General features: G+C 63.5%; 21 protein-coding genes. 10 read left to right on the top strand and 11 right to left on the bottom strand.

Features of this window, described 5'->3' with window-relative positions:
- Positions 1–51 precede the first annotated feature (51 nt).
- The 3 genes from gshA to AC07R1_RS22710 all read right to left on the bottom strand — a co-directional run bounded on the left by gshA (position 52) and on the right by AC07R1_RS22710 (position 4,558).
- Complete coding sequence (gene gshA, locus AC07R1_RS22700) at positions 52–1,635, bottom strand: glutamate--cysteine ligase (protein ID WP_026020196.1); 1,584 nt, start codon at positions 1,633–1,635, stop codon at positions 52–54.
- Positions 1,636–1,850: 215 nt separating this feature from the next.
- A complete protein-coding gene (locus AC07R1_RS22705; protein WP_011058654.1) occupies positions 1,851–2,234 on the bottom strand; it encodes a PaaI family thioesterase in 384 nt (127 codons plus the stop codon).
- The gene (locus AC07R1_RS22710) at positions 2,234–4,558 is read right to left on the bottom strand and encodes a Tex family protein (RefSeq protein ID WP_011058655.1); all 2,325 of its coding nucleotides are present in this window, start codon (positions 4,556–4,558) and stop codon (positions 2,234–2,236) included. Before AC07R1_RS22710 ends, AC07R1_RS22705 begins: the two co-directional genes overlap by 1 nt.
- A gap of 359 nt (positions 4,559–4,917) precedes the next feature.
- Between AC07R1_RS22710 and ompR the strand changes: the two genes are divergently transcribed.
- Entirely contained in the window at positions 4,918–5,658 is a 741-nt protein-coding gene (gene ompR / locus AC07R1_RS22715) for an osmolarity response regulator transcription factor OmpR (RefSeq protein WP_011058656.1), read from the top strand.
- A 105-nt stretch (positions 5,659–5,763) separates the two neighbouring features.
- Complete coding sequence (locus tag AC07R1_RS22720) at positions 5,764–7,077, top strand: ATP-binding protein (RefSeq protein WP_220223540.1); 1,314 nt, start codon at positions 5,764–5,766, stop codon at positions 7,075–7,077.
- Positions 7,078–7,152: 75 nt separating this feature from the next.
- Here AC07R1_RS22720 and rimK read toward each other — a convergent pair whose 3' ends face one another.
- Genes rimK through rimA form a run of 3 tightly spaced genes read right to left on the bottom strand, consistent with a single transcriptional unit; the run spans position 7,153 to position 9,333 of the window.
- Entirely contained in the window at positions 7,153–8,058 is a 906-nt protein-coding gene (gene rimK, locus AC07R1_RS22725; RefSeq protein ID WP_007931744.1) for a 30S ribosomal protein S6--L-glutamate ligase, read from the bottom strand.
- Complete coding sequence (gene rimB / locus AC07R1_RS22730) at positions 8,055–8,537, bottom strand: retropepsin-like aspartic endopeptidase RimB (protein ID WP_007931742.1); 483 nt, start codon at positions 8,535–8,537, stop codon at positions 8,055–8,057. The genes rimK and rimB overlap by 4 nt, the downstream gene beginning before the upstream one ends.
- Positions 8,538–8,553: 16 nt before the next feature.
- Positions 8,554–9,333, bottom strand: coding sequence for a S6 modification regulatory phosphodiesterase RimA (gene rimA, locus AC07R1_RS22735; protein WP_011058658.1), 780 nt, complete (start codon positions 9,331–9,333; stop codon positions 8,554–8,556).
- A 115-nt stretch (positions 9,334–9,448) separates the two neighbouring features.
- Here rimA and AC07R1_RS22740 point away from each other — a divergent pair, with 115 nt between their 5' ends.
- Positions 9,449–9,853, top strand: coding sequence for an RNA-binding S4 domain-containing protein (locus AC07R1_RS22740; protein WP_011058659.1), 405 nt, complete (start codon positions 9,449–9,451; stop codon positions 9,851–9,853).
- A gap of 38 nt (positions 9,854–9,891) precedes the next feature.
- Here AC07R1_RS22740 and AC07R1_RS22745 read toward each other — a convergent pair whose 3' ends face one another.
- Positions 9,892–10,704, bottom strand: a complete 813-nt coding sequence (locus AC07R1_RS22745; protein WP_011058660.1) for a phosphatase PAP2 family protein — start codon at positions 10,702–10,704, stop codon at positions 9,892–9,894.
- A gap of 98 nt (positions 10,705–10,802) precedes the next feature.
- On the opposite strand from AC07R1_RS22745, the gene hslO reads away from it, so the two are divergent.
- Together hslO and AC07R1_RS22755 are read left to right on the top strand one after the other, a co-directional pair.
- Positions 10,803–11,705 (top strand): Hsp33 family molecular chaperone HslO, encoded by a 903-nt coding sequence (gene hslO / locus AC07R1_RS22750; protein ID WP_011058661.1) that lies wholly within the window; start codon positions 10,803–10,805, stop codon positions 11,703–11,705.
- Between the two features lie 179 nt (positions 11,706–11,884).
- Positions 11,885–13,429 carry a phosphoenolpyruvate carboxykinase gene (locus AC07R1_RS22755; protein ID WP_011058662.1) on the top strand — a complete coding sequence of 515 codons (1,545 nt, stop codon included), beginning with the start codon at positions 11,885–11,887 and terminating at the stop codon, positions 13,427–13,429.
- A 115-nt stretch (positions 13,430–13,544) separates the two neighbouring features.
- On the opposite strand, the gene AC07R1_RS22760 is transcribed toward AC07R1_RS22755, so the two are convergent.
- Positions 13,545–14,399, bottom strand: a complete 855-nt coding sequence (locus AC07R1_RS22760) for an EamA family transporter (protein WP_495111039.1) — start codon at positions 14,397–14,399, stop codon at positions 13,545–13,547.
- A 40-nt stretch (positions 14,400–14,439) separates the two neighbouring features.
- A complete protein-coding gene (locus tag AC07R1_RS22765) occupies positions 14,440–14,793 on the bottom strand; it encodes a DUF1493 family protein (protein ID WP_495110958.1) in 354 nt (117 codons plus the stop codon).
- A gap of 233 nt (positions 14,794–15,026) precedes the next feature.
- Between AC07R1_RS22765 and AC07R1_RS22770 the strand changes: the two genes are divergently transcribed.
- The 5 genes from AC07R1_RS22770 to AC07R1_RS22790 all read left to right on the top strand — a co-directional run bounded on the left by AC07R1_RS22770 (position 15,027) and on the right by AC07R1_RS22790 (position 21,318).
- Entirely contained in the window at positions 15,027–16,184 is a 1,158-nt protein-coding gene (locus tag AC07R1_RS22770) for a YfaP family protein (protein ID WP_495110959.1), read from the top strand.
- A gap of 67 nt (positions 16,185–16,251) precedes the next feature.
- Positions 16,252–17,382, top strand: coding sequence for a polysaccharide deacetylase family protein (locus AC07R1_RS22775; RefSeq protein ID WP_123431238.1), 1,131 nt, complete (start codon positions 16,252–16,254; stop codon positions 17,380–17,382).
- A gap of 168 nt (positions 17,383–17,550) precedes the next feature.
- Complete coding sequence (locus AC07R1_RS22780) at positions 17,551–19,485, top strand: RecQ family ATP-dependent DNA helicase (protein WP_495110960.1); 1,935 nt, start codon at positions 17,551–17,553, stop codon at positions 19,483–19,485.
- Positions 19,486–19,589: 104 nt separating this feature from the next.
- Positions 19,590–20,816, top strand: a complete 1,227-nt coding sequence (locus AC07R1_RS22785) for a 3-hydroxyacyl-CoA dehydrogenase (protein WP_495110961.1) — start codon at positions 19,590–19,592, stop codon at positions 20,814–20,816.
- A gap of 67 nt (positions 20,817–20,883) precedes the next feature.
- Entirely contained in the window at positions 20,884–21,318 is a 435-nt protein-coding gene (locus AC07R1_RS22790; RefSeq protein WP_011058669.1) for an acyl-CoA thioesterase, read from the top strand.
- Positions 21,319–21,506: 188 nt separating this feature from the next.
- Here the strand turns inward: AC07R1_RS22790 and AC07R1_RS22795 are convergent, their stop codons facing one another.
- Positions 21,507–21,980 carry a glycine zipper domain-containing protein gene (locus AC07R1_RS22795; protein WP_011058670.1) on the bottom strand — a complete coding sequence of 158 codons (474 nt, stop codon included), beginning with the start codon at positions 21,978–21,980 and terminating at the stop codon, positions 21,507–21,509.
- Between the two features lie 299 nt (positions 21,981–22,279).
- Positions 22,280–24,628 carry an FdhF/YdeP family oxidoreductase gene (locus tag AC07R1_RS22800; RefSeq protein ID WP_495110962.1) on the bottom strand — a complete coding sequence of 783 codons (2,349 nt, stop codon included), beginning with the start codon at positions 24,626–24,628 and terminating at the stop codon, positions 22,280–22,282.
- Between the last annotated feature and the right edge of the window lie 256 nt (positions 24,629–24,884).

Genomic DNA, 24,884 nt, shown 5'->3' on the forward strand with positions numbered 1-24,884 from the left:
GCAAGCCGGCTCCTACGGGAGGGGTGTAGGAGCCGGCCGGCCGGCGAAGCGTCAGTTGCTGATGGCCAGGATGCTGGCCTGGTAGGCACCGACGAACACGTCGAAATCACCCACCTCGTTCTGTTCAAGCTCGGTCTGCTGTTCCAGGGATTTGCGCGCCGCTTCTTCGAACGCGGCTTGCTCTTCCTTGCTCAGGGCCTGGCTGCGGAAGTACTCGGCATGGGCCTGGCTCTGGCGCAGGGAGAACTGGGTGAAGCTCTCCTTGTGCTCGCTCATGGCCGCCAGCACCTGGGCCGAAGGGGTCAGGGACGAATCCTTGACCTTGGCCAATTGGGCGTCCAGGGCCTTGCTGTGCACGTCGCTGCCATGGCTCTGGTCGAGCAGGGCGGCCAGAGGGGCGATCTGCTCCAGCAGTTGGGCGGCCCACTCCTTCATTTCCACCGGCTGGCCCTGGCGTTGCAGCTGCAGGCCCGGGCGCCGGCCTTCCTTGACCACGGCGAGGAAGTTCGAGGTGGCATTGCCGCACTCGTTGTTCTCGAACAGCGGGCTGTCGTTGAGTGCGCAATACAGCAGGAAGGCGTCGAGGAAGCGGGCTTCCTGGATGTCGATGCCCAGTGGCAGGAACGGGTTGATGTCCAGGCAGCGTACTTCGACGTACTGGATACCCCGGGCCATCAGCGCCTGGATCGGCCGCTCGCCGGTGTAGGTCACGCGCTTGGGGCGGATGTTGGAGTAGTACTCGTTTTCGATCTGCAGGATGTTGGTGTTCAGTTGCACCCATTCGCCATCCTTGTGGGTGCCGACTTCCACATAGGGCGCGTAGGGCGTGGCCACGGCCTTGCGCAGGCTGTCGGTGTAGCTGTTCAGGTCGTTGTAGCAAGGGGTCAGGCCGGCCTGGGCCTTGCTCTGGTAGCCCAGGTCGCTCATGCGCAGGCTGGTGGCGTAGGGCAGGTACAGGGTCTCGGCGTCCAACTGCTCCAGCTGGTGCGAGCGGCCGCGCAGGAAGCCCGCGTCCAGGGCCGGCGAGGCACCGAACAGGTACATCAGCAGCCAGCTGTAGCGACGGAAATTGCGGATCAGCGCGATATAGGCCGAGGACTGGTAGTCACGGTCGGTGCCGACAAAGCCCTCGGCCTGCTTGAGCAGCGGCCATAGCTGTTCCGGCAGGGAAAAGTTGTAGTGGATCCCGGCAATGCACTGCATGGTCTTGCCGTAGCGCAGGGCCAGGCCCTTGCGGTACACGTACTTGAGCTGACCGATGTTGGAGGTGCCGTAGTAGGCGATGGGGATATCTTCCTCGGCCGGCAACGGGCACGGCATCGATGGACTCCACAGGTACTCGTTGCCGAGCTTGCTGTAGGCGAAGCGATGAATCTTGTCGAGGCTGGCCAGGGTGTCCGCCGGGTCCTTGAGGGCCGGGGTGATGAACTCCAGCAGCGACTCGGAGTAGTCCGTGGTGATCTGTTCGTTGGTCAGCGCGGAACCCAGTTCTTCCGGGTGCGGGGTCTGTGCCAGGCGGCCTTCGCCGGTGACACGCAGGCATTCACGTTCGATGCCGTGCAGGCACTGCTCGAGCAGAGAGAGGTTAGCGCGCTCGCCGAGCAGAGCCAGGCGGCGGTTGAGAAGTTCGCTCAAGTTGGATTCCTTCACGCGTCAGTCGCCCCAATATGGGGGTGGGCAGGACGGTCTACAAGGGTGAAGTTAAAACTGGCGTTTTCGCCTGGTTTTTGAGTCAAGCCGACTCGCCTGAAAACGCCAATCCTTCATCCCTGAATCTGGCTTTAGCGCGGGCAGAAAACTCCGACGCCGCTTTTGCAGCGCCGAAATTAACCCAAATACATGACAGGGAGCTATAGGACCGCGAAGGTGCCTTGTGCTTTTGCGACCAGTTTGTCGCCCTGGATCACATCCGCTTCCACCACCAGGGTGCGGCGGCCGGGGTGGATCACCTTGGCCCGGCACAGCACCTCGCCCTCGGCCACGGCGCGGATGTAGTTGATCTTGCACTCGATGGTGGCGCTCTGCTGGTCGAAGCCGTGGGTGCTGGAGCAGGCCAGCCCCATGGCAATGTCCACCAGGCTGAAGATCGCCCCGCCGTGCAGCTTCTGCCCGCGATTGCGCAGTTGCGGGGTCAGCTCCAGGGCGACGTCCGCTTCGCCGGTTTCCAGGCGTTGCAGACGGCAGCCGAGCAATTGGCTGAAGGCGCTTTCGGTCAGGCCGGCAGGGATCTGCATCAGCGTTTCTTCAACTGCTTGGCGTTGGCGAACAGCGAGGCCATGGCGTTGTTGCTCGGGGCGGGCGCGGCGCTCTCCTTGCGCGGTGCATTGCCCTGGGAGGAGCGTGGCGCCGAGCCGGGGCGGGAGCCACGGGCACCGTCGATCTTCTCGCCCGGGGTGTCGCCCATGCGCATCGACAGGCCGACGCGTTTGCGCGGGATATCGACTTCCATGACCTTCACTTTCACCACGTCACCGGCCTTCACCGCTTCGCGTGGGTCCTTGATGAACTTCTCCGACAGCGCCGAGATGTGCACCAGGCCGTCCTGGTGCACGCCGATGTCGACGAAGGCCCCGAAATTGGTGACGTTGGTCACCACGCCTTCGAGGATCATCCCCAGTTGCAGGTCCTTGAGGTCTTCGACACCGTCCTGGAACTCGGCGGTCTTGAACTCGGGGCGCGGGTCGCGGCCGGGCTTGTCCAGTTCCTGGAGGATGTCGGTGACGGTGGGCAGGCCGAAGGTTTCGTCGGTGAACTTTTTCGGGTCCAGGCGCTTGAGGAAGCCGCTGTCGCCGATCAGCGAGCGGATGTCGCGGCCGGTGTCGGCAGCGATGCGTTGTACCAGCGGGTAGGCTTCCGGGTGCACTGCGGAAGCGTCCAGCGGGTTGTCGCCGTTCATCACACGCAGGAAGCCGGCGGCCTGTTCGAAGGTCTTTTCACCCAGGCGGGCGACTTTTTTCAGCGCGGCGCGGGTCTTGAAGGCACCGTGTTCGTCGCGGTGGCTGACGATGTTCTGCGCCAGGGTCGCGTTGAGGCCGGAGATCCGCGCCAGCAGGGCCACGGAGGCGGTGTTGACGTCGACGCCCACGGCGTTCACGCAGTCTTCCACCACCGCGTCCAGGCCACGGGCCAGTTTCAGTTGCGAGACATCGTGCTGGTACTGGCCGACACCGATGGACTTGGGGTCGATCTTCACCAGCTCGGCCAGTGGATCCTGCAGGCGGCGGGCGATGGACACCGCGCCACGGATCGATACGTCCAGGTCCGGGAATTCCTTGGCCGCCAGCTCCGAGGCCGAGTACACCGATGCACCGGCTTCGGAGACCATGACCTTGGTCATCTTCATGGCCGGGTATTTCTTGATCAGCTCGGCCGCCAGCTTGTCGGTTTCCCGGCTGGCGGTGCCGTTGCCGATGGCGATCAGGTCCACCGAGTGCTTGGCGCACAGGGCAGCCAGAATGCCCAGAGTCTGGTCCCATTTGTTATGCGGCACATGGGGGTAGACGGTGGCGTGGTCCAGCAGCTTGCCGGTGGCATCCACCACCGCCACCTTGCAGCCGGTGCGCAGGCCCGGGTCCAGGCCCAGGGTGGCGCGCGGGCCGGCCGGAGCGGCCAGCAGCAGGTCGTGCAGGTTGTGGGCGAAGACGTTGATCGCCTCGGTTTCCGCGCCATCGCGCAGTTCGCCCAGCAGGTCGGTTTCCAGGTGGGTGTAGAGCTTGACCTTCCAGGTCCAGCGCACCACTTCGCCGAGCCATTTGTCGGCCGGGCGGTTCTGGTTCTGGATGCCGAATTGCTGGCCGATCATGCCTTCGCACGGGTGCATGGTGCCCGGCAGCTCGTCACCGACTTTCAGCGCGGAGCTGAGAATGCCTTCGTTGCGGCCACGGAAAATTGCCAGGGCGCGGTGCGACGGCATGCTTTTGAGTGGTTCATCGTGTTCGAAGTAGTCGCGGAACTTGGCGCCTTCCTCTTCCTTGCCGGCGATCACGCGGGCGCTGATGGTGGCTTCCTGCTTGAGGAAATTGCGCAGCTTTTCCAGCAGGCTGGCGTCTTCGGCGAAGCGCTCCATCAGGATGTACTTGGCGCCTTCCAGGGCGGCCTTGACGTCGGCCACGCCTTTTTCGGCGTCGACGAAGCGTGCGGCTTCGGTTTCCGGAGCCAGGTTCGGGTCGTTGAACAGGCCGTCGGCCAGTTCGCCGAGGCCGGCTTCCAGGGCGATCTGGCCCTTGGTGCGGCGCTTCTGCTTATAAGGCAGGTAAAGGTCTTCGAGGCGGGTCTTGGTGTCGGCCAGCTTGATGTCGCGGGCCAGCTCCGGGGTCAGCTTGCCTTGCTCTTCGATGCTGGCCAGGATGCTGATCCGCCGTTCGTCGAGTTCTCGCAGGTAGCGCAGGCGCTCTTCCAGATGACGCAGCTGGGTGTCATCGAGGCTGCCGGTGACTTCTTTCCGGTAGCGGGCGATGAAGGGCACGGTGGAGCCTTCATCCAATAGAGCGACGGCCGCTTCGACCTGTTGTGGGCGTACGCCGAGTTCCTCGGCAATGCGGCTGTTGATGCTGTCCATAAAACCACCTGACAAATTGTGAAAGCAGGCCCGCGGGCACGAAAATAAGGCCCGGCGAGTCTGGTTGAGCGGCCTGGCACGCGCCGCCACCTGGATCAAAAGACTGCCTGTTGACCCGTGAAATCGAAAAAATACTGCCGGCCCGGGTAAAAAAATAAACCGGCCGCAGGCGTACTGATCAGATATTGCCCAACACAAAAGGCGGCGCATTATACCCAGCGTTAGCCGTTGCGGGGTGATCGCCAGCCTCAGGCCGACAGCGGGTTTGCTGGCGATAGAGGAAAAATCTGCTAACAATGCACTCGGTGCGTATAACGGCAGCTACGCCATAATGCGCACCGAGATTAGAGGAGCATCCAATGAGCAGCACTGTACAAACTGCTGAAGGCGAAAAAATTCTTATTGTTGACGACGACCCTGGGCTGAGCAGCCTGCTGGAGCGTTTCTTCGTCAGCAAGGGCTACCGTGCCCGCGCAGTACCGAACACCGAGCAAATGGATCGCCTGCTGGGTCGCGAAGTGTTCAACCTGGTGGTACTCGACCTGATGCTGCCCGGCGAAGACGGCTTGACCGCATGCCGCCGCCTGCGCAGCGCGAACAACCAGATTCCGATCATCATGCTCACCGCCAAGGGCGACGAGCTGAGCCGCATCAAGGGCCTGGAACTGGGCGCCGACGATTACCTGGCCAAGCCGTTCAACCCCGACGAGCTGATGGCGCGGGTCAAGGCCGTATTGCGTCGCCAGTCCGCCCCGGTGCCGGGTGCGCCGGGCAGCGAAGACGAAAGCGTGACCTTCGGCGACTACGAGTTGTCCCTGGCCACCCGCGAGCTCAAGCGCGGCAATGAAGTGCACATGCTCACCACCGGTGAATTCGCGGTGCTCAAGGCGCTGGTGATGAACGCCCGCCAGCCGCTGACCCGGGACAAGTTGATGAACCTGGCCCGTGGTCGCGAATGGGACGCCCTGGAGCGCTCCATTGACGTGCAGATCTCCCGCCTGCGTCGGATGATCGAGCCCGATCCTTCCAAGCCGCGCTACATCCAGACCGTCTGGGGCGTGGGTTATGTCTTTGTGCCGGATGGCACCGCGACCAAGTGATCATTGATTTGTAGGAGCCAACGCCCGGGCCGGTAACGACCCGGGCGTTCGCATTCCGCAACGGTGCGAGCGCGAGTCGCTCCTGCAAAGTGTGTAGTGGCTGTTATGAAAACCCCGCTGTGGTTCCCCCAGAGTTTCTTCTCCCGCACCCTGTGGCTGGTGCTGATCGTGGTGCTGTTTTCCAAGGCATTGACCCTGGTTTATCTGTTGATGAACGAGGACGTGCTGGTGGACCGGCAGTACAGCCACGGCGTGGCCCTGACCCTGCGAGCCTACTGGGCCGCCGATGAATCCAACCGTGACCAGATCGCCGAGGCTGCCGGCCTGATCAAGGTGGTGGGCAGCGGCGTACCGGCCGGCGAGCAGCATTGGCCCTACAGCGAGATCTACCAGCGGCAGATGCAGGCCGAATTGGGCGCCGACACCGAAGTGCGCCTGCGCATGCATGCGCCGCCGGCGCTCTGGGTGCGGGCGCCGAGCCTGGGGGATGGCTGGCTCAAGGTGCCGCTGTACCCCCACCCGCTGCGGGGGCAGAAGATCTGGAGCGTGCTGGGCTGGTTCCTGGCCATTGGCCTCTTGTCCACCGCCTCGGCCTGGATTTTCGTCAGCCAGCTCAACCAGCCCCTCAAGCGCCTGGTGTATGCCGCCCGGCAACTGGGCCAGGGACGCAGCGTGCGCCTGCCCATCAGCGATACGCCCAGCGAGATGACCGAGGTCTACCGCGCGTTCAACCAGATGGCCGAGGACGTGGAACAGGCAGGGCGAGAACGGGAGTTGATGCTGGCCGGGGTGTCCCACGACCTGCGCACGCCGCTGACCCGGCTGCGCCTGTCCCTGGAATTGATGGGCGATCACACTGACCTGACCGACGACATGGTGCGGGATATCGAGGACATGGACGCCATTCTCGACCAGTTCCTGGCCTTCATTCGCGATGGGCGCGACGAGTCGGTGGAAGAGGTGGACCTGGGCGATCTGGTGCAGGAAGTGGCGGCGCCCTACAACCAGAACGAAGAGCGGGTGCACCTGCGCCTGGAGCCGATCCAGCCGTTCCCGTTGCGCCGGGTGTCGATGAAGCGCCTGCTCAACAACCTGATCGGTAACGCCCTGAATCATGCGGGTACGGAAGTGGAAGTGGCGGCCTATGTGTCCGGTGACACCAATGCGCCCTATGTGGTGCTCAGCGTGATGGACCGTGGCGCGGGGATCGATCCTTCGGAACTGGAAGCGATCTTCAACCCCTTCACCCGTGGCGACCGTGCCCGGGGCGGCAAGGGCACCGGGCTGGGGCTGGCCATCGTCAAGCGGATTGCCGCCATGCACGGTGGCAATGTCGAACTGCGCAACCGCCCCGGTGGTGGCCTGGAAGCGCGGGTACGCCTGCCGCTGGGCTTGCTGCTGCCCCGTGATGCGGATTGATCAGGGCTTCGCTCCTGCAGGCAGCACATAGCCCGTAGGAGCTGGCTTGCCAGCGCAAGGCCGGCAACGCGATCCCTAGCCCTTGCCCTTGGTCCGGGTCATGTTCGGCCCGCCGTTCTTCTCGATGTGCTCGATGATGATTCCCGCCACGTTCTTGCCGGTGGTGGTCTCGATGCCTTCCAGGCCCGGCGAGGAATTGACTTCCATCACCAGCGGCCCGTGATTGGAACGCAGGATATCCACCCCCGCCACGCTCAGGCCCATGACCTTGGCCGCCCGCAGCGCGGTCATGCGTTCTTCGGGAGTGATCTTGATCAGGCTGGCGCTGCCGCCGCGATGCAGGTTGGAGCGGAACTCCCCCGGCTTGGCCTGGCGTTTCATCGCCGCGATCACCTTGTCCCCCACCACGAAGCAGCGAATGTCGGCGCCGCCGGCCTCCTTGATGTACTCCTGGACCATGATGTTCTGCTTCAGGCCCATGAAGGCCTCGATCACCGATTCCGCCGCCGTGGCGGTTTCACACAGCACCACGCCGATGCCCTGGGTGCCTTCCAGCACCTTGATCACCAACGGCGCGCCATTGACCATCTCGATCAGGTCGGGAATGTCGTCCGGGGAATGGGCGAAGCCGGTCACCGGCAGGCCGATGCCACGCCGCGACAGCAACTGCAGCGAGCGCAGCTTGTCCCGGGAGCGGGCGATGGCCACCGATTCGTTGAGGGGGAACACCCCCATCATTTCGAACTGGCGCAGCACCGCGCAGCCATAGAAGGTCACCGAGGCACCGATCCGCGGGATCACCGCATCGAAGCCTTCCAGGGGCTTGCCGCGGTAGTGGATCTGCGGCTTGTGACTGGCGATGTTCATGTAGGCCCGCAGGGTATCGACCACCACCATTTCATGGCCACGCTCGGTGCCGGCCTCGACCAGACGACGAGTGGAATACAGACGCGGGTTACGCGACAGCACAGCGATCTTCATGCAACACCTGTGGCAGAGGTAGTGGATACCGGGAACACCGGTTTGTCTTGTACGTACTTGATGCCCGGATTGACCACCAGTTGGCCGTCGATCAGAGCCTTGGAACCCAGCAGCAGGCGATAGCGCATGGCCTTGCGGCAGGCGAGGGTGAACTCCACTCGCCACACCCGATCGCCCAGGGCCAGGGTGGTGCTGATCACGTAGCGCACCTGGGCCTGGCCGTTGGAGCTTTTAATGGTTTTCATCGCCACCAGCGGTGCTTCGCAGCGCCGGTGACGCAACTGCACCACACTGCCCAGGTGGGCATTGAAGCGCACCCACTGCTCACCGTCGCGCTCGAAGGGCTCGATCTCGGTGGCATGCAGGCTGGAGGTGCTGGCCCCGGTGTCGATCTTGGCGCGCAGGCCGGCCACGCCCAGATCCGGGAGCGCCACCCACTCGCGCAGACCGACAACGGTCAAATGGTCAAAAGTCTTCAATAAGGAAAATCCGCAATTAGCTGTTCCAGGCCGCGGCCGGAACCTCGGCCAGGGCTTTGAATGCAGGCTTGGCGAACCAGTAGCCCTGCATCAGATAAATTCCACAGTCGCTGAGAAAGTCCCGTTCACCGGCGCTTTCAATACCTTCGGCGATGACTGTAACCCCCAACTCCGCACACATTGTGACAATCGCGCGGATGATCGCCTGGCGTACGCGATCCTGGTCCACATCGCGCACCAGCGCCATGTCGAGCTTGATCAGGTCGGGTTGGAAATCCGCCAGCAGGTTCAGCCCCGAGTACCCCGAGCCGAAGTCGTCGATGGCGGTCTTGAAGCCGAATTCGCGGTATTCACGCAGAATATTGGTCAAATGGCGATAGTTATCTACGTGCTGGCTTTCCAGGGTTTCGAAAATCAGCCGGTCCAGGGGAAAACGCTGGGCCCGGGCTGCCTCCAGGGTGCTGCGGATGCACAGTTCCGGCCGGTACACGGCGTTGGGCATGAAGTTGATCGACAGGTGGCTTTGCATACCCAACTGGGCGGCGAGGGTGATTGCCTGGGTCCGGCAGCGCTGGTCGAAACGGTAGCGATTGCTGTCATTGACCTGGCCCAGCACCGTTCCCGCCCCTTCGCCATTGACCCCGCGCACCAGGGCTTCATGGGCGAAGACCGAGTGGTCCCGCAGATCGACTATGGGCTGGTAGGCGAAGGAAAAATCGAAGCCCAGTGGCTGGCTTTGCTGGCAACCTTCGCAACGGTTGCCGGGCGAGGTCAGGGAAGTGGGGAAGTCAGTCACGGGGACTCCTCGCGTATCAGGGCGCAACCTGGGTTATTTTAGGTGAGCGGCAGGGTTTATGAGAGCCCGCTTGCAGGCGGTAAAGTTGCGACATTTTTCAGCGAGGGGAATTCCAGTGGCGCACAAGCAGGAAGAAGAGGACAAGGTTCGTCTGGATAAATGGCTGTGGGCAGCGCGCTTCTACAAGACTCGTGCCCTGGCCAAGACAGCGATTGAAAGCGGCAAGGTGCATCACCGGGGCGAGCGCTGCAAACCGGGCAAGGAGCCGCGGGTAGGCGATGAATACCAGATTCGCGCCGGCTTCGACGAACGTACCGTGGTGGTCCAGGCCCTGTCCATCGTCCGCCGTGGCGCTCCTGAAGCGCAGGCTCTGTACGCGGAAACCGAGGCCAGCATCGCCAAGCGCGAAGCCGCTGCGGCCCAGCGCAAGGCTGGTGCCCTAGGAGTGAGCACCGACGGTAAACCGAGCAAGAAACAGCGCCGGGACCTGTTCAAGTTCCACGGCAGCAACCACGAATGAAACCGTAGGAGCCGGTAAGCCGGCTCCTACGGGGCTGCTTAGCGCAGCAGGCTGCTGGCGCGCACCACGCTCATGCGCGAGAGCACGGGCATCCGGCTCAACAGGTTGAACAGCGGGTGGGTCAGGCGCAGCAGGAAGTTCGACATCCGCGCCGCGTACGGGGTGTAGTAGCCCCAGCCCAGGGCCAGCACCGCCAGCAGCACACCGCCGATGTAGTCGTCCTGGCCCCAGTGGGCGCCTGCCACCAGGCGCGGCATCATGAACAGCAGGGTCAGGCCCCAGACGATCAGGAACTGGCCGATGCTGCGGCTGAAGATCCCCATGAACAGGCCCCAGATCAGCAGCACCGAAGCGTGGTCGCCCGGGAAGCTCTGGCTGGAGCGGTCCTTGAGTTCCCAGGTCTTTTCCCAGCCCGGGAAGTAGTCGCTCATGTGCACGGCGCCTTCCAGCACCATGGACGGGCTGTTGTGCTGCCAGTTCATGACGGCCACCAGCTTGGAAAACAGCGCGCGAATCACCACCATCAGAATCAGGATCGATAGAAAGCCGAAGAAGGCACGGCGCACGTCCACCGCCTTGAACACCCAGTCACCGCGAATCAGCAGGCCGAGCATGATCAGCCCCACCACGATATCGAACGGCCGCAGGCTGGCCACGGCCCAGATATGCAGCCAGGTCGAGTTGCTTGCCAGAGGGGCGTTGAGGTGGTGGAACAGCCATTCGTCGAAGACCGTGCAGAGCGCCTGCCCGGTGGGCCACAACCAGAAACCCAGCAGGGCCAAAGGGAGTAAATTGCACAGAACCAGCTTGCCGAGGTTCCACCTTGCTTGGAACAAACCCGGATTGTTCATAAAATATCTCCAATCACCGCAAAACTGCACCCTCATGGTGCAAAGCCGCAATTTTCGGTGCTTGTCACCTTTTTGTCATCATTCAGATACCCAGACCTATGACTGATTTGCCGGATACCGACTTCACTCAACGCTTCATCTTCGATGAGAGCGACACCCGCGGCGAGCTGGTGGCGCTGGAGCGCAGTTACGCGGAAGTCCTCGCCAAACACCCCTATCCCGAGCCGGTTGCACAGCTGCTTGGCGAACTGATGGCGGCGGCATCGTTGCTGGTCGGCACCCTGAAATTCGATGGCTTGCTGATTCTCCAGGCCCGTTCCGAAGGCCCGGTGCCGCTGCTGATGATCGAGTGCTCCAGCGAGCGCGAGATCCGTGGCCTGGCCCGTTACGACGCGGAGCAGATCGCCCCTGATGCCACCCTCGCCGACCTGATGCCCAACGGCGTCCTGGCCCTGACCGTGGACCCGACCAATGGCCAGCGCTACCAGGGCATCGTCGACCTGGACGGCACCAACCTGGCGGAATGCTTCACCAACTACTTCGTCATGTCGCAACAGACCGGCACCCGTTTCTGGCTCTATGCCGACGGCCGCAGCGCCCGTGGCCTGCTCCTGCAACAACTGCCCGCCGACCGCCTGCGTGATCAGGAAGAGCGTGACGCCAGCTGGCAGCACCTCACTGCCCTGGCCAGCACCCTGACCGCCGATGAGCTGCTGAGCCTGGACAACGAAACCGTGCTCCACCGCCTGTACCACGAAGAAGCCGTGCGCCTGTTCGACGTGCAGCCGCTGCGTTTTCGCTGCAGTTGCTCGCGGGAACGCTCGGGCAATGCGCTGGTCAGCCTGGGTCTGGAAGATGCCCAGCAACTGGTGGTCGAACATGGCGGCAGCATCGAGATCGATTGCCAGTTCTGCAACGAACGCTACCTGTTCGATGCCGCTGATATCGCGCAATTGTTCGCGGGGGCGGGCGTGGACACGCCGTCAGATACTCGTCACTAAAACGATTCAGCGCAGGTAAATTACCTGGCAAACGCCGGAATTACGCCGTGCTGACGGGAGGGCCCTACTATTTTGGGGCTTTTCTGGCATAATCCGGCGCACTTTTTTCGCGGTAGTAGTGCGCGAGTTTCTACTACAAAACGTTTGGAGCACTCGGCCAATGGCCGACGGGGAACCTCATGACGCAAGCCAATAACGCCGTGTACACCGATCTGAGTGTGGATGATCTGGTCAAAGAAGCCCTGAACCGCGGTGAGGGCGAGCTTGCCGATACCGGCGCTCTGGTGGTTCGCACCGGTCATCGTACCGGCCGTTCGCCAGTGGATCGTTTCATCGTAGAAGAGCCCAGCACCCAGGACGCTATCGCCTGGGGCCCGATCAACCGCAAGTTCCCGGCGGCCAAGTTCGACGCCCTGTGGGACCGCGTTGAAGCCTACCTGGGCGAGCGCGAGCGTTTTGTTTCCCATGTGCATGTAGGTTCCGATCCGGCGCACTACCTGCCGGTGAAAATGACCACCGAGACCGCCTGGCACAACCTGTTCGGCCGCTGCCTGTTCATCAACCCCGAGCAGTACAACGCCGGTGGCAAGGATGAGTGGCAGATCCTCAACGCGCCGAACTTCGTCTGCGAGCCAGAGCGCGACGGCACCAACTCCGATGGCACCGTGATCCTCAACTTCGCGGCCAAGAAAGTGCTGATCGCCGGCATGCGCTACGCCGGTGAAATGAAGAAAGCCCTGTTCTCCGTGCAGAACTTCCTGCTGCCGGCTGCCGACGTACTGCCGATGCACTGCGCTGCAAACATGGGCGAAGAAGGCGACGTGACCCTGTTCTTCGGTCTGTCGGGCACCGGCAAGACCACCCTGTCCGCTGACGAAAGCCGTTACCTGATCGGTGACGACGAACACGGTTGGGGCGTGGGCGTGGTGTTCAACATCGAAGGCGGTTGCTATGCCAAGTGCATCGACCTGTCGGAAAAGAACGAGCCGGTGATCTGGAAAGCCATCCAGCACGGTGCCGTTCTGGAAAACGTGGTGATCGACCCGGTCACCAAGAAAGCCGACTACGCCGACGACAGCCTGACCCAGAACAGCCGCGCCGCCTACCCGCGCGAGCTGATCGAAAAACGCGCACCGAAGAACCTCGGTGGCGAGCCTAACGCCGTGATCTTCCTGACCTGCGACCTGACCGGCGTACTGCCGCCGGTGTCGATCCTCAGCGAAGAGCAAGCCGCCTACCACTTCCTGTCCGGCTACACCGCTCTGGTGGGCTCGACTGAAATGGGTTCGGGCTCGGGCATCAAGTCGACCTTCTCCACTTGCTTCGGCGCACCGTTCTTCCCGCGTCCGGCGGGCGAATACGCCGAGCTGCTGATCAAACGCATCCGCGGCTTCGGCTCCAAGGTCTACCTGGTCAACACCGGCTGGACCGGCGGTGGCTACGGCGTGGGCAAACGCTTCAACATCCCCACCACCCGTGGCGTGATTGCAGCGATCCAGAGCGGCGCGCTGATCGGTGCCGAGACCGAGCACCTGGACATCGTCAACCTGGACGTGCCCAAAGCCGTACCGGGCGTCGAGACCGGCCTGCTCAACCCACGCAACACCTGGGCTGACAAAGCCGCCTACGACGAAGCCGCCAAGGCCCTGGCCGGCCTGTTCATCGAGAACTTCAAGAAGTTCGACGTGAGCGACGCGATCAAGGCAGCCGGTCCAAAGCTGTAAGCCTCGACCTGCAATGAAAAAGCCGCCCTTCGGGGCGGCTTTTTTGTGCGCCGCTGTACCCGCAGGCGCAGGCTGCGATGGGATGCGCGGCATCCCCTGGGCCAGCCAGACACCCTCACGTCTTCAAGTGCAACACCAGCGCCCCCAGCAACACCAGCACCACCCCCGTCACCTGCACCGCCGTCAGCCGCTCCTTGAAGAACACATAGCCCAGCACCGCAGCGATGCCGCCGGACAGGGTGCTGATTACCGTCACCACCGACACCGAGCCGCTCATGGCACCCCAGGAAAAGGCGAAGAAGGCGCCCAGGTTCATCAGGCTGGTGGAGGCCAGCAGGCCGCAGTTCTTCAGCGGCGGGATCTTCAGCCCGTCCGCAACTTTGAACACCATCAGCAGCATCACGCCGCTGCCCACCGCGTAACCCAGCCAGAGCATGCTGATCGGCCCCAGTTGCGGCAGGGTGTAGCGGCCCTGCAGCCAGAAGCTGGTGCCATAGAGGAAGGCCGAGAGCAGGGCGAAGAAGATCGAGCGGCCGGCGGCGGTGCTGTGGGGCAGCTTGGAGTCCGAGTGCAGGCTGGAGAGGATCACGCCGATCACGCACAACAGGATGCACATGAGCTGCAGCAGGCTGATCTGCTCGCCACTGGCCCAGGACAGCAAGGTGGTGACCACACCGTAGGAGGTCACCAATGGGGCGACGATGGAGGCTTTGCCCAGGGCGAAGGCCTTGCCCAGGGCCAGGGCGCCGGAGACGGTGAAGGCCGCGGCGACCACGCCCATCAGCCATACCTCCAGGGGCGCGGCCATGGCCTTGAGCAGGAAGGCGGGAAAGATCACCAGCAGCAGGCTCATCAGGGTGAACCCCAGGCTCTGGCTGAAGAACACCGCACGTTTCACGCCTACGGCGCGCACGTTGAGCCCCACGAGAAAATCGGTGCCGCCCCAGAGCAGGGCGGCGAGCAAGCCCATCAGTACGTCCACGGCATTTCCTTATGTACTGCCGTGGACCTTAGAGGCCTTCCAGCTCCTGAGTGTCCCAGCGTTGCTCCTTGAGCGCCCGGTACAGCATGCCGATGGTCAGCGGGAGCTTATCTCCCCGACCCTTGGCGCGACGCTTGAGGGACACATCGTAGCCTTCGGGCTGGAAGTAGCGATAGCTGTCGAAATCGACAAAATCGATATCAAACTGTTCTTCCAGAGCGTTGAGTAAATGACGGGCGTCGGCGCCGTCGCAACCCAGGTCGAGATTGATCGCGGTGTTCAGGCGAAGAGTCTTGCGCTCGGGCAGGCCTAGTTCCTCATGCAGCAGTTGCATGAGCTGGCGCATGATGACGTCGTCGGGAAAGCCGGGGGCCAGTTGCATGGTCGGGGTTCACTTGCGGTTTCCAGGAGCTGCAGTGTAAGGCGAGTAGGGGTTTGGCTTGCAAGTGCTCGGAGGTCGGGACGGGGGGCGTTGCTCCGGGTAGGCAAGACTGTCGTTTTACGCTGTATTTACGGCGCCAGGCCGAGCATTGGCGGGCAAAACTGTGTATGGTTCGCCGCTGATGGGTGGGGCGGGACAGAGGTCCGGCCGTCGTTATCTACAGGGATTTTGTTATGGCTTTTTTCCGCCTGGCGGCGTTGTTGTGGCTAGGGATGCTGATGAGTCCGGTGCAGGCTCAGTCGTTGTCGCTCCAGGTGCTGGATGCGGTGGTCAAGGACGCGGTGCTGGCCGATGCCGAAGTGCAGTTGGGGCAGGCTTCCGGGCGGACCGATGCCCAGGGGCGAGTGACGCTGGAGGCCGCCGATTCGCCGGCCGGTGAACTGCTGATCCGCAAGCTCGGTTATGCCGACCTGCGGGCCAAGTGCCCGTGCCAGGGGCTGAGCTACGCCATGAGCCCGGTGCTCAAGGATCCGCAAAGCCTGCGCGTGGTGCTGAGCTGGAGTGCACCGGGGGAAGACCTGGATGCGCATTTGAGTTATCCCCACCGGTTGCTGTATTACGCCACCGGCACCGGGCCGGGGGCGCGGATGAATGTGGATAGCACCGACAGCCGCGGGCCGGAGACCCTCACCATCGAACAGCCTGTGCCGGGCGATGCCTACGTGTATGCGGTGCACGACTTTACCAACGGCAATAACCCCGAATCCTTGCGCCTGGGCCGCAGCCAGGCGCAAGTCTTTGTCTATAAGGGCCCGACGCTGATGCGCAGCTACCGGGTGCCACAGAACCGCCAGGGCAACCTCTGGGTAGTGTTTCGCCTGACGGCCAATGGCCAACTGCAGGACATCGATCGGGTGCTGCAAGGCAACGAGGAAGTGGAGTCGCGGATGAGCAACCTCGATCCGCTGCTACTGGCCAATGGCAAGCCCATCGATGAAGTGCTGGCCAGGGACGAGGGGCCGGTGGATGCCAAGAGCCTCAACCAGAAAGGCGAGGCTTCCTACCGCAAGGGCGACTTCGGCAGTGCGGGTATCTACTATCGCGAAGCCATCGAGCTGGATCCTGGCTTTGCCCAGGCCTACAGCAACCTGGCGCTGTCCAACCGCAAGAACAGCCGCCCCGACGAGGCCGTGGCCGCCGATCGCCAGGCAATCGCCCTGGCCAGTGGCCCGTCGGCACCCACCATACGCGCCAGCGCCTACTACGACATGGGGCGCATCTACGAAGATGCCGGGCAATTGGTCACGGCGCTGGAGCACTACCGCAAGGCCCGGGAGCAGAAGGCCAACCCGGTGTACGACAAGGCGATAGAGCGGTTGCAGAACCGCTGATCACACAGGCAGAAGTTATCTCCACAACGCGCCGGCAGTGGCGCGTTGTGCATTTATGGAGGTTGGTATGCGAATTCGTGTTTTCCCCTGGTTGCTGGCGCTGTGTCTGACCACAGGGGTGGCCCAGGCGGCCGGGCCGCTGGTGTTCGCCACCATCGACCGCAGTGGCTGGCCGAATCCGCTGACCAGCGCCGCAGATTTCGATACCGCCTCCCGGGCCGAGATTCTGATGTTCAGCAAAGCCCTGCTGGCCACCGAGGCCTTGGATGACAAGGCCCTCAAGCAGCGGCTTGGAGTGCGGCAGCTTGACCGCAAGTCGGTGGATCAACTGCGCCAGCGTTTTTGGGACCAATTGCTGGGCAACTACCGGCAGGCCAGCCAGGGCTGTGATGGCCAGCCTTTCTGTCTGCAGGTACGCAGCCTTGGGGAGCTGCGGCAACTGGCGGCCAGTTTCACCGGCGCCAGCAAGGCGGCCTACGGCGCCTGGGGTGAGGCCAGTGGGCAGTTTCATCAGCAGTACCTCAATGAACAGCTGCGCCTGGCCGCCTTGTTTCCCGCCGTCAGCAGTGAGATCCAGCGCATGGACCCGGCAGAGCGCCTGGGCGACGAACTGGCAGACCGGCAGTTTCTGCTGACCTTCGACGATGGGCCGAGCCTGAGAGACGGGCCTACGGATCAGTTGATCGAGGTGCTGCGGGCCTACGATCTGCATAGCCTTTTCTTTGTCCTGGGGGACTCGTTTCAGGCGCGCCTGAGCCAGTCTTCGGCAGGGAAAATGCGCGAGTTGTACGACGGTCAGTGTGTGGGCGTACACGGCTGGGAGCACAAGTCCCACTCCTCCTGGAACGAATGGCAAAGCTCGGTGATTCGCAGCGCCAACTTGGCCAACCGCACGTTGACCAATGAGTACCTGCCGCTGTTCCGGCCGCCATACGGGCAGCGTCGCAGTGACAGCGCCGGGTTCTTCAAGGCCCAGGGGGTGCAGGTGATGCTGTGGAACATCGACTCCCAGGACTGGAGCAAGAAGGTCGGCGCCGAGGCGGCCGCGCAGCGGGTGCAGACACTGATGCTGCTCTGGCGCCGGGGCATCATTCTGTTCCATGACACCCATGCCAAGGCCGCCCAGGCGGTGCCGGCCTTGCTCAAGGCCAATCAGCACAACGGCGTGCAGTGGCTGGATTGCCGGACCTTGCGCTAGCGGTGGCCTCCTTTAGCGGCAAGCCGGCTACTGCGCTGGGGCTGGCTTGCCGATGAAGCTTCTTGTGCCCGGTATCATCCGGTAGCGCTTTTCCTTCGACCTTTTCTGGCCCTGCCGACCTGTCCCGCTAGTCTTCAAGACAGGTCAGCGGTCCAAGGAGTGACCCTTATGCACAGCACCCTGGAACAGGTCTTCGGTTATCCACAGTTTCGTCCGGGCCAGGAGGCCGCGGTCAGCGCGGTGCTCTCCGGGCGCTCGGCGGCAGCGATCTTTCCCACCGGTTCGGGCAAGTCCCTGTGCTACCAGTTGCCGGCCCTGCTGCTGCCGCACCTGACCCTGGTGGTTTCGCCGCTGCTGGCGCTGATGCAGGACCAGTTGGCCTTCCTCCAGCGCCACGGCATTGCCGCTGCCAGCATCGACTCGGCCCAGGGCCGGGATGAAGCCAATGAGGTCATGGCCCGGGCTCGTTCCGGGGAGCTGAAGATCCTGATGATCTCGGTGGAGCGGCTGAAGAACGAACGCTTTCGCAATTTTCTGCAGCAGGTGCCCATCTCCCTGCTGGTGGTGGACGAGGCGCACTGCATCTCCGAATGGGGCCACAACTTCCGCCCCGACTACCTGAAACTGCCGGACTACCAGCGCCAGTTCAACATCCCCCAGGCCCTGCTACTGACGGCCACGGCGACCCCCAAAGTGATCGCCGACATGCAGGCCAAGTTCGCCATCGCCCAGCAGGACGTAGTAACCACCGGTTTCTACCGGCCCAACCTCAACCTGCTGGTGGAGCCGGTTCGGGGCGCCGACAAGCGTCGGCGGCTGGTGCAGTGGATGAGCGACCGGGCCGGGCAGCCGAGCATTGTCTACGTGACCCTGCAGAAAACCGCCGAGCAGATCGCCGAGCACCTGAGCCAGCAAGGCATCGCCGCCGAGGCCTACCACGCCGGCCTGCCCCACGAGCAGCGCGAGTCGATCCAGCGTCGCTTCATGGAGGGCCGCAGCCACTGCATCGTCGCCACCATCGCCTTCGGCATGGGCATCGACAAGAGCGACATCCGCAACGTGGTGCACTTCGATCTGCCCAAGTCCATCGAGAACTACAGCCAGGAAATCGGTCGTGCCGGGCGCGACGGCCAGCCTTCGGATTGCCTGGTGCTGGCCAACCGCGACAGCCTCAACGTGCTGGAAAACTTCGTCTACGGCGACACCCCGGAATTGAGTGGCATCCGTTGTGTGCTGGAGGAGTTGCAGGCATCGGCGGCGGACGGGCAATGGGAGTTCCTGCTCGGCCCCCTGGCGGACCAGAGCAACATTCGCCAACTGCCACTCAAGACCTTGCTGGTGCAGTTGGAACTGCGGGGCCTGATCGCGCCGCGCTATGCCTATTTCGCGGAATACCGCTTCAAACTGCTGCTGGAAACCGAGGCCCTGCTGGCGCGTTTCGAAGGCGAGCGGAGGGACTTCGTCGAGGCCGTGATCAACACTTCAAGCCGCGCCAGGACCTGGGCCACGGTGAATTTCGACGCGCTCTACGAGCAGTACCAGGCGCCGCGCAACCGGGTGGTCAAGGCCCTGGACTACTTCCAGGAAAAAGGCTGGGTAGAGCTGGAAAGCAAGCAGATGACCGAGGTCTACAGCCTGTTGCAGACTGACTTTGACCTGGCGGCACTGAGTGCCGACCTGCACGGTTATTTCACCCGCCACGAGGGCAGTGAAATTGCGCGGATCCACGCCATGCTCGACCTGTTCGCCACCGAGCAGTGCCTGGGTTACCGCCTGGCGGAGTATTTCGGCGACCGGCAGGCACCCCAGCGTTGCGGGCATTGTTCGGTGTGCCATGGCGAGGTGGCGCGGCTGCCGGAGCCGCCGGTTCTGCCCGTGCTTGTGGATAAGAGTTTCGACGGGCTGTGTGGCCACTTTATCCACAGGCACCAGCAGCACACCGGCGATGTACCCGGGGCGGAACGCCTGACCCGTTTTCTCTGTGGTATCAGCGTGCCGTTGTTCACCCGGCTCAAGGCTCGGAGCATCCCCGGTTTCGCGGCACTGGAAGATTACCCTTATGCCGCAGTGCGGGCGTGGTGCGAGGCCCATTTGCCAGGCTGAAAATCCATCTGCTGAATGCTGCTCATCACAGGAATAAATTTCAAAAATGATGAGGGCCTGACTATGGTGGGGGCTGTCTTTGGATCGCCCACAAGAGAGCCAACATGAGCCAGACAGCTTTCGATATTCAGCGCGCCGCCGTGATCGGTGCCGGCACCATGGGCCGTGGCATTGTCATGTGCCTGGCCAATGCCGGCCTGCCGGTACTTTGGCTGGACAACAACCCGCAGATGCTCCAGCAGGCCCTGGCGGCGGTGGCGGACACCTATGCCCACAACGTGCGCCAGGGGCGCATCGATCAGGCCGAGGCCGATGCGCGGGTGGCGCGGATCAAGCCGGCGGCGGATTATCCACAGCTCGCCGACGTGGACCTGGTAATCGAGGCGGTCTACGAAAACCTCGAACTCAAGCAGCAGATCTTTCGCCAGATGGACGCGACCCTCAAGCCCGAGGCGATCCTTGCCAGCAACACCTCGGCCCTGGATATCGACGCGATTGCCGCAGTCACCCAGCGGGCGCCACAGGTACTGGGCCTGCACTTCTTCAGCCCGGCCCACATCATGAAACTGCTGGAGGTGGTGCGCGCGGCCAAGACCGCGCCTGCGGTGCTCGACGCTGCCCTGGCCCTGGGGCAGCGCATGGGCAAGGTCAGTGTCGTGGCGGGCAACTGCTTCGGCTTCATCGGCAATCGCATGCTCAACACCTACGTGCTCGAGGCGCGCAAGATGCTGCTGGAAGGGGCGTTTCCCTATCAGGTGGATGGCGCCTTGCAGGGGTTCGGTTTCGCCATGGGCCCGTTCCGCATGTATGACGTGGTGGGCATCGACCTGGGCTGGCGCGCCCGGCAACTGGACGGTGTGGGCCAGGATGCGCCCGAGGTGCAGATCGACAACCGGTTGTGCGAGTCGGGTCGTTTCGGCCAGAAGAGTGGCGACGGCTACTACCACTACGAACCCGGCAGCCGCCAGGCCGAGCACGACCTGCAGGTGGATGCGCTGGTGCTGCAGGTCAGCGAGGAGCTGGGTTACCGGCGCCGGGACATCGGCTCCGAGGAGATCCTCGAGCGCTGCCTGCTGGCGCTGGTCAACGAAGGTGCGAAGATTCTCCAGGAGGGCATCGCCCAGTCGGCCGCCGACATCGACCGGGTCTATCTCAATGGCTACGGTTTCCCCAAGGAGCAGGGTGGGCCGATGAGCTGGGCGGATGCCCAGGGGCTGGAGCAGGTCCGCCAGCGTTTGCAGCACCTGCAAGCCGAACACGGGGCGCATTGGCGCCCGGCGCAGTTGATCGAGGAACTGGCCGCGGCCGGAAAAGGGTTTGCCCAGGCTTAGCTGCCTGGGGTGAAATGCCGGGCGATCAACCGATCGCCCGGCCTTCAATCGATGGGAGAGAGCCCTGATGTCCGAGCCTATGCCGCAACGCGGCGACTATCGCCATTTCCAGCCGATCATCACCCGCTGGCATGACAACGATGTCTACGGCCACGTGAACAATGTCACCTACTACAGCTTCTTCGACACGGCGGTGAACACCTACCTGATCGAACGGGGCGGGCTGGATATCCATGACGGCGAGGTGGTGGGATTCGTGGTCAGCTCGGCTTGCGATTACTTTGCGTCCATCGCCTTTCCCGAACGCATCGAGATCGGTTTGCGGGTCGGCAAGCTGGGCAACAGTTCAGTGCAGTACGAACTGGCGGTGTTCAAGGCGGGAGAGGCGGATGCCTGTGCAGCGGGGCGTTTTGTCCATGTGTTCGTGGACCGGGCATCGAACCAGCCGGTGCCGATTCCGCCCGCATTGCGGGCGGCGCTGGAACAGCTGCTGGTGGCGTGAACGTCGATAATCGATCTGGAATCTGGAATCTGGAATCTGGAATCTGGAATCTGTAGCCGCTGCTGTAGGCTGCGATCGGCTCCGCAGGAGACGCTAACCTGTCTCCACGAGCCGCCTGACACACCGCAGCGCCTGCTCTGGCGAGTCCTGCGGCCTCGTTCGCAGCCTGCGGCAGCGGCTACAGGGGATCAGTCGCGGTAGTGGCGGTGCTTGCGATGCCCGTAGGCATGGCCACGGCCACGGTGGCCGTCGCGGTAGTAGCGGCGGTCGTCGCGGCCGCGGTAGTCGCGATCTTCCCGGGCACTTTCATTGCCCATGTAGTTGCCCAGCGCGCCGCCGGCGCCACCGCCTGCCGCTGCGCCGATCAGGCTGCCGGTGTTGCCGCCCATGCTGCGGCCCACCACATTGCCGCCGGCTGCGCCCAGGGCGCCGCCAATGGCTGCCTGGCCACGGCTGCGTTTGTCCGCGCCCACTGCGCTACCGCCGGCGCCGCCCAGGGCCGCACCGATGGCGGAACCGGTATTGCCGCCGATCTGCTGACCGACCACCGAGCCTAGAACCCCGCCCAATGCGCCGCCCACACCTGCTTCAGTGGTGCCTCCGGCAGAGGCGACGCCGCTGACCAGGCCAAGGGACAACAAGAGAATCGAGGAGAACTTCATAGAGGAGCCTCAAAGGGATGACGGCGCGATCCTGAGGCTGTATCGAGGGGCTTACAAACGAAATCCGACGAATAGCACGAATTGTACACAATCTCGTAACTTATTGTTTTTAATGCGGAACTTAAGCGATTTTTGCGGGTCTTTAGCTACTTCGGAACGGCCGCTTTGATACAAAAGCGGCCTTTTTTGTGCCTGCGGTTCAAGGCTGCGCAGCGGCTGTCGCCGGCAGGCCGGCTCCTACGATTCACGCGCTAACCGTAGGAGCTGGCTTGCCAGCGAAGAGGCCCTCAAGCCAGGAATCAGGCCGAGCGAGCCATGATCAGGCCGCTGTCGCTGGCCGCTTCCAGGCGAATGGCGATGAACTTGGAAGTCGGGGTGTGGCTGCCGTCGCCGGTGCTTTCCAGCGGTACCAGGGGGTTCACTTCCGGGTAGTAGGCCGCGGCCTGGCCGGCCGGAATGTCGAAGGCCAGCAGGGTGAAGCCCTTGACCCGGCGCTCGCGGCCGTCGTCCCAGAGCGAGACGATATCGGCCTTTTGCCCCGGCTTGAAGCCCAGGCGGATGATGTCCGCCTCGTTGGCGAACAGCACGTCGCGCTGGCCCTTGACCCCGCGGTAGCGGTCGTCCAGCCCATAGATGGTGGTGTTGTACTGGTCGTGGGAGCGCATCGATTGCAGGATCAGGTCCGGCAGTTGGCCGGTGGCCCGGGTGCGCTCGTGGATCAGGTCCTTGGGCAACGAGTTGGCGCGGAAGTTGGCGCGCCCCGACGGGGTGTTCCACTGGCGGGCGCCGGCGCTGTTGCCCAGGTAGAAACCGCCAGGATGCTTGAGCCGTTCGTTGAAGTCCTTGAAGCCGGGAATGGTGTCGGCGATCAGGTCGCGGATGCGTCCGTAGTCGGCCGCCAGCCAGTTCCAGTCCACTGGCCGGCTGCCCAGGGTTGCAGCGGCGATACCGGCGAGGATCCACGGCTCGGAGCGCATCTGCGACGACAGCGGCTGCAACTGGCCGTTGGAGGCGTGGACCATGCTGAAGGAGTCTTCCACGGTCACCGCTTGCGGGCCGCCCGCCTGCTCGTCGATATCGGTACGCCCCAGGCACGGCAGGATCAGTGCGTCCTTGCCGTGGGCCAAGTGGCTGCGGTTGAGCTTGGTGCTGATCTGCACGGTGAGGTCGCAGTTGCTCAGGGCCTGGAAGGTACGCGGGCTGTCCGGGGTAGCCTGGGCGAAGTTGCCTCCCAGGCCGATGAATACCTTGGAGCGGCCTTCGAGCATGGCGTGGATCGCCTCGACCACGTTGTGGCCGTTGTCCCGGGGGACCTTGAACTGGAAGCGCCGCTCCAGGGAGTCGAGGAAGGCCACTGGCGGGCGTTCGTTGATGCCCATGGTGCGGTCGCCCTGCACGTTGCTGTGGCCACGCACCGGGCACAGCCCGGCGCCGGGCTTGCCGATGTTGCCGCGCAGCAGCATCAGGTTGGCGATTTCCTGGATGGTCGGCACCGAGTGGCGGTGCTGGGTGATGCCCATGGCCCAGCACATGATGACGTTCTTGCCCTTGGCATACATGCGCGCCGCTTGCTCGATCTCCACCAGGGCCAGGCCGGACTGCTCGACGATCTGCTCCCACGGGGTGTCGTCGATGGTGCCCAGGTAGTCGAGCACGTTGGCGGTGTGGGCATTGAGGAAGTCGTGGTCGAACACCGACGCCGCGCCGGCTTTCTGCGCATCGCGCTCCCACTGCAGGAGGAACTTGGCCATGCCCCGCAGCAGCGCCATGTCGCCGCCCAGGGCCGGGCGGAAGTAGGCGGTATTGGTCGGGCGGTTGCCGTTGGTGAGCATCTCGATCGGGCTTTGCGGGTGCTGGAAGCGTTCCAGGCCGCGCTCCTTGAGCGGGTTGATGCACACCACCTGGGCGCCGCGCTTCACTGCTTCACGCAGCGGTTCGAGCATGCGTGGGTGGTTGGTGCCGGGGTTCTGGCCCCAGACGAAGATGGCGTCCGCGTGTTCGAAGTCGTCGAAGGTCACCGTGCCTTTGCCGACCCCGACGCTCTGCGCCAGGGCCACGCCGCTGGCCTCGTGGCACATGTTCGAGCAGTCGGGGAAGTTGTTGGTGCCGTAGGCGCGCACGAACAGCTGGTACAGGTAGGCCGCTTCGTTGCTGGCCCGGCCCGAGGTGTAGAACTCGGCCATGTCCGGGCTGGGCAGGTTGTGCAGGTGCCTGGCGATCAGGCTGAAGGCATTTTCCCAACTGATGGGCTGGTAGCGGTCGGTCTCGGCGTTGTAGCTCATCGGCTCGGTCAGCCGGCCCTGGTACTCCAGCCAGTAGTCGCTCTGCTCCAGCAGCGAAGTGACGCTGTGCTTGGCGAAGAACGCCGCGTCCACCCGGCGCTTGGTGGCTTCCCAGTTGACCGCCTTGGCGCCGTTCTCGCAGAACTTGACCATGCCGCTTTCCGGCGAGTCGCCCCAGGCGCAGCCCGGGCAGTCGAAGCCGCCGTTCTGGTTGGTCTTGAGCATCATGCGGATGTTCTTCAGCGCGTTGTCGCTGGTCAGCCAGGCCTGGGCCACGCTGATCAGGGCGCCCCAGCCACCGGCGGGTCCCTTGTAGGGCTTGTAGCGGGCTACGGGTTTCTGATCGGCTTGGTTATGTGTACTCACGGGCGACTCTCCATCGCAGGCTGCTGACCCGCAGCGCACGCTCGGCGGCAGGTGGACAAGGTTGAGACGCTGCTCGCGCGGCCGGCGTCTGGCCGGGCAAATGCCTTCGCGTACTAGCGTTCGAGGGATGCTGTGGGGCTGGCTGGCAGCGAGTGCGGGTGCCCGTTTCGCCGGGGCTGGCGCCGCGCCGGGGTGACCAGCGGCGTAACGGCTCCCAAGACTAAGCGCGGCAATCTGTCGCGTCTAATTGCTAGTA

The sequence above is a fragment of the Pseudomonas sp. GW821-FHT07F01 genome, assembly GCF_059418825.1.

Coding starts and splice junctions, on each gene's coding strand:
- AC07R1_RS22705 (WP_011058654.1), bottom strand. CDS start 2,234: ATGCAGATCCCTGCCGGCCTGACCGAAAGCGCCTTCAGCCAATTGCTC.
- AC07R1_RS22710 (WP_011058655.1), bottom strand. CDS start 4,558: ATGGACAGCATCAACAGCCGCATTGCCGAGGAACTCGGCGTACGCCCA.
- ompR (WP_011058656.1), top strand. CDS start 4,918: ATGAGCAGCACTGTACAAACTGCTGAAGGCGAAAAAATTCTTATTGTT.
- AC07R1_RS22720 (WP_220223540.1), top strand. CDS start 5,764: ATGAAAACCCCGCTGTGGTTCCCCCAGAGTTTCTTCTCCCGCACCCTG.
- rimK (WP_007931744.1), bottom strand. CDS start 8,058: ATGAAGATCGCTGTGCTGTCGCGTAACCCGCGTCTGTATTCCACTCGT.
- AC07R1_RS22745 (WP_011058660.1), bottom strand. CDS start 10,704: ATGAACAATCCGGGTTTGTTCCAAGCAAGGTGGAACCTCGGCAAGCTG.
- hslO (WP_011058661.1), top strand. CDS start 10,803: ATGACTGATTTGCCGGATACCGACTTCACTCAACGCTTCATCTTCGAT.
- AC07R1_RS22755 (WP_011058662.1), top strand. CDS start 11,885: ATGACGCAAGCCAATAACGCCGTGTACACCGATCTGAGTGTGGATGAT.
- AC07R1_RS22760 (WP_495111039.1), bottom strand. CDS start 14,399: ATGGGCTTGCTCGCCGCCCTGCTCTGGGGCGGCACCGATTTTCTCGTG.
- AC07R1_RS22765 (WP_495110958.1), bottom strand. CDS start 14,793: ATGCAACTGGCCCCCGGCTTTCCCGACGACGTCATCATGCGCCAGCTC.
- AC07R1_RS22770 (WP_495110959.1), top strand. CDS start 15,027: ATGGCTTTTTTCCGCCTGGCGGCGTTGTTGTGGCTAGGGATGCTGATG.
- AC07R1_RS22775 (WP_123431238.1), top strand. CDS start 16,252: ATGCGAATTCGTGTTTTCCCCTGGTTGCTGGCGCTGTGTCTGACCACA.
- AC07R1_RS22780 (WP_495110960.1), top strand. CDS start 17,551: ATGCACAGCACCCTGGAACAGGTCTTCGGTTATCCACAGTTTCGTCCG.
- AC07R1_RS22785 (WP_495110961.1), top strand. CDS start 19,590: ATGAGCCAGACAGCTTTCGATATTCAGCGCGCCGCCGTGATCGGTGCC.
- AC07R1_RS22790 (WP_011058669.1), top strand. CDS start 20,884: ATGTCCGAGCCTATGCCGCAACGCGGCGACTATCGCCATTTCCAGCCG.
- AC07R1_RS22795 (WP_011058670.1), bottom strand. CDS start 21,980: ATGAAGTTCTCCTCGATTCTCTTGTTGTCCCTTGGCCTGGTCAGCGGC.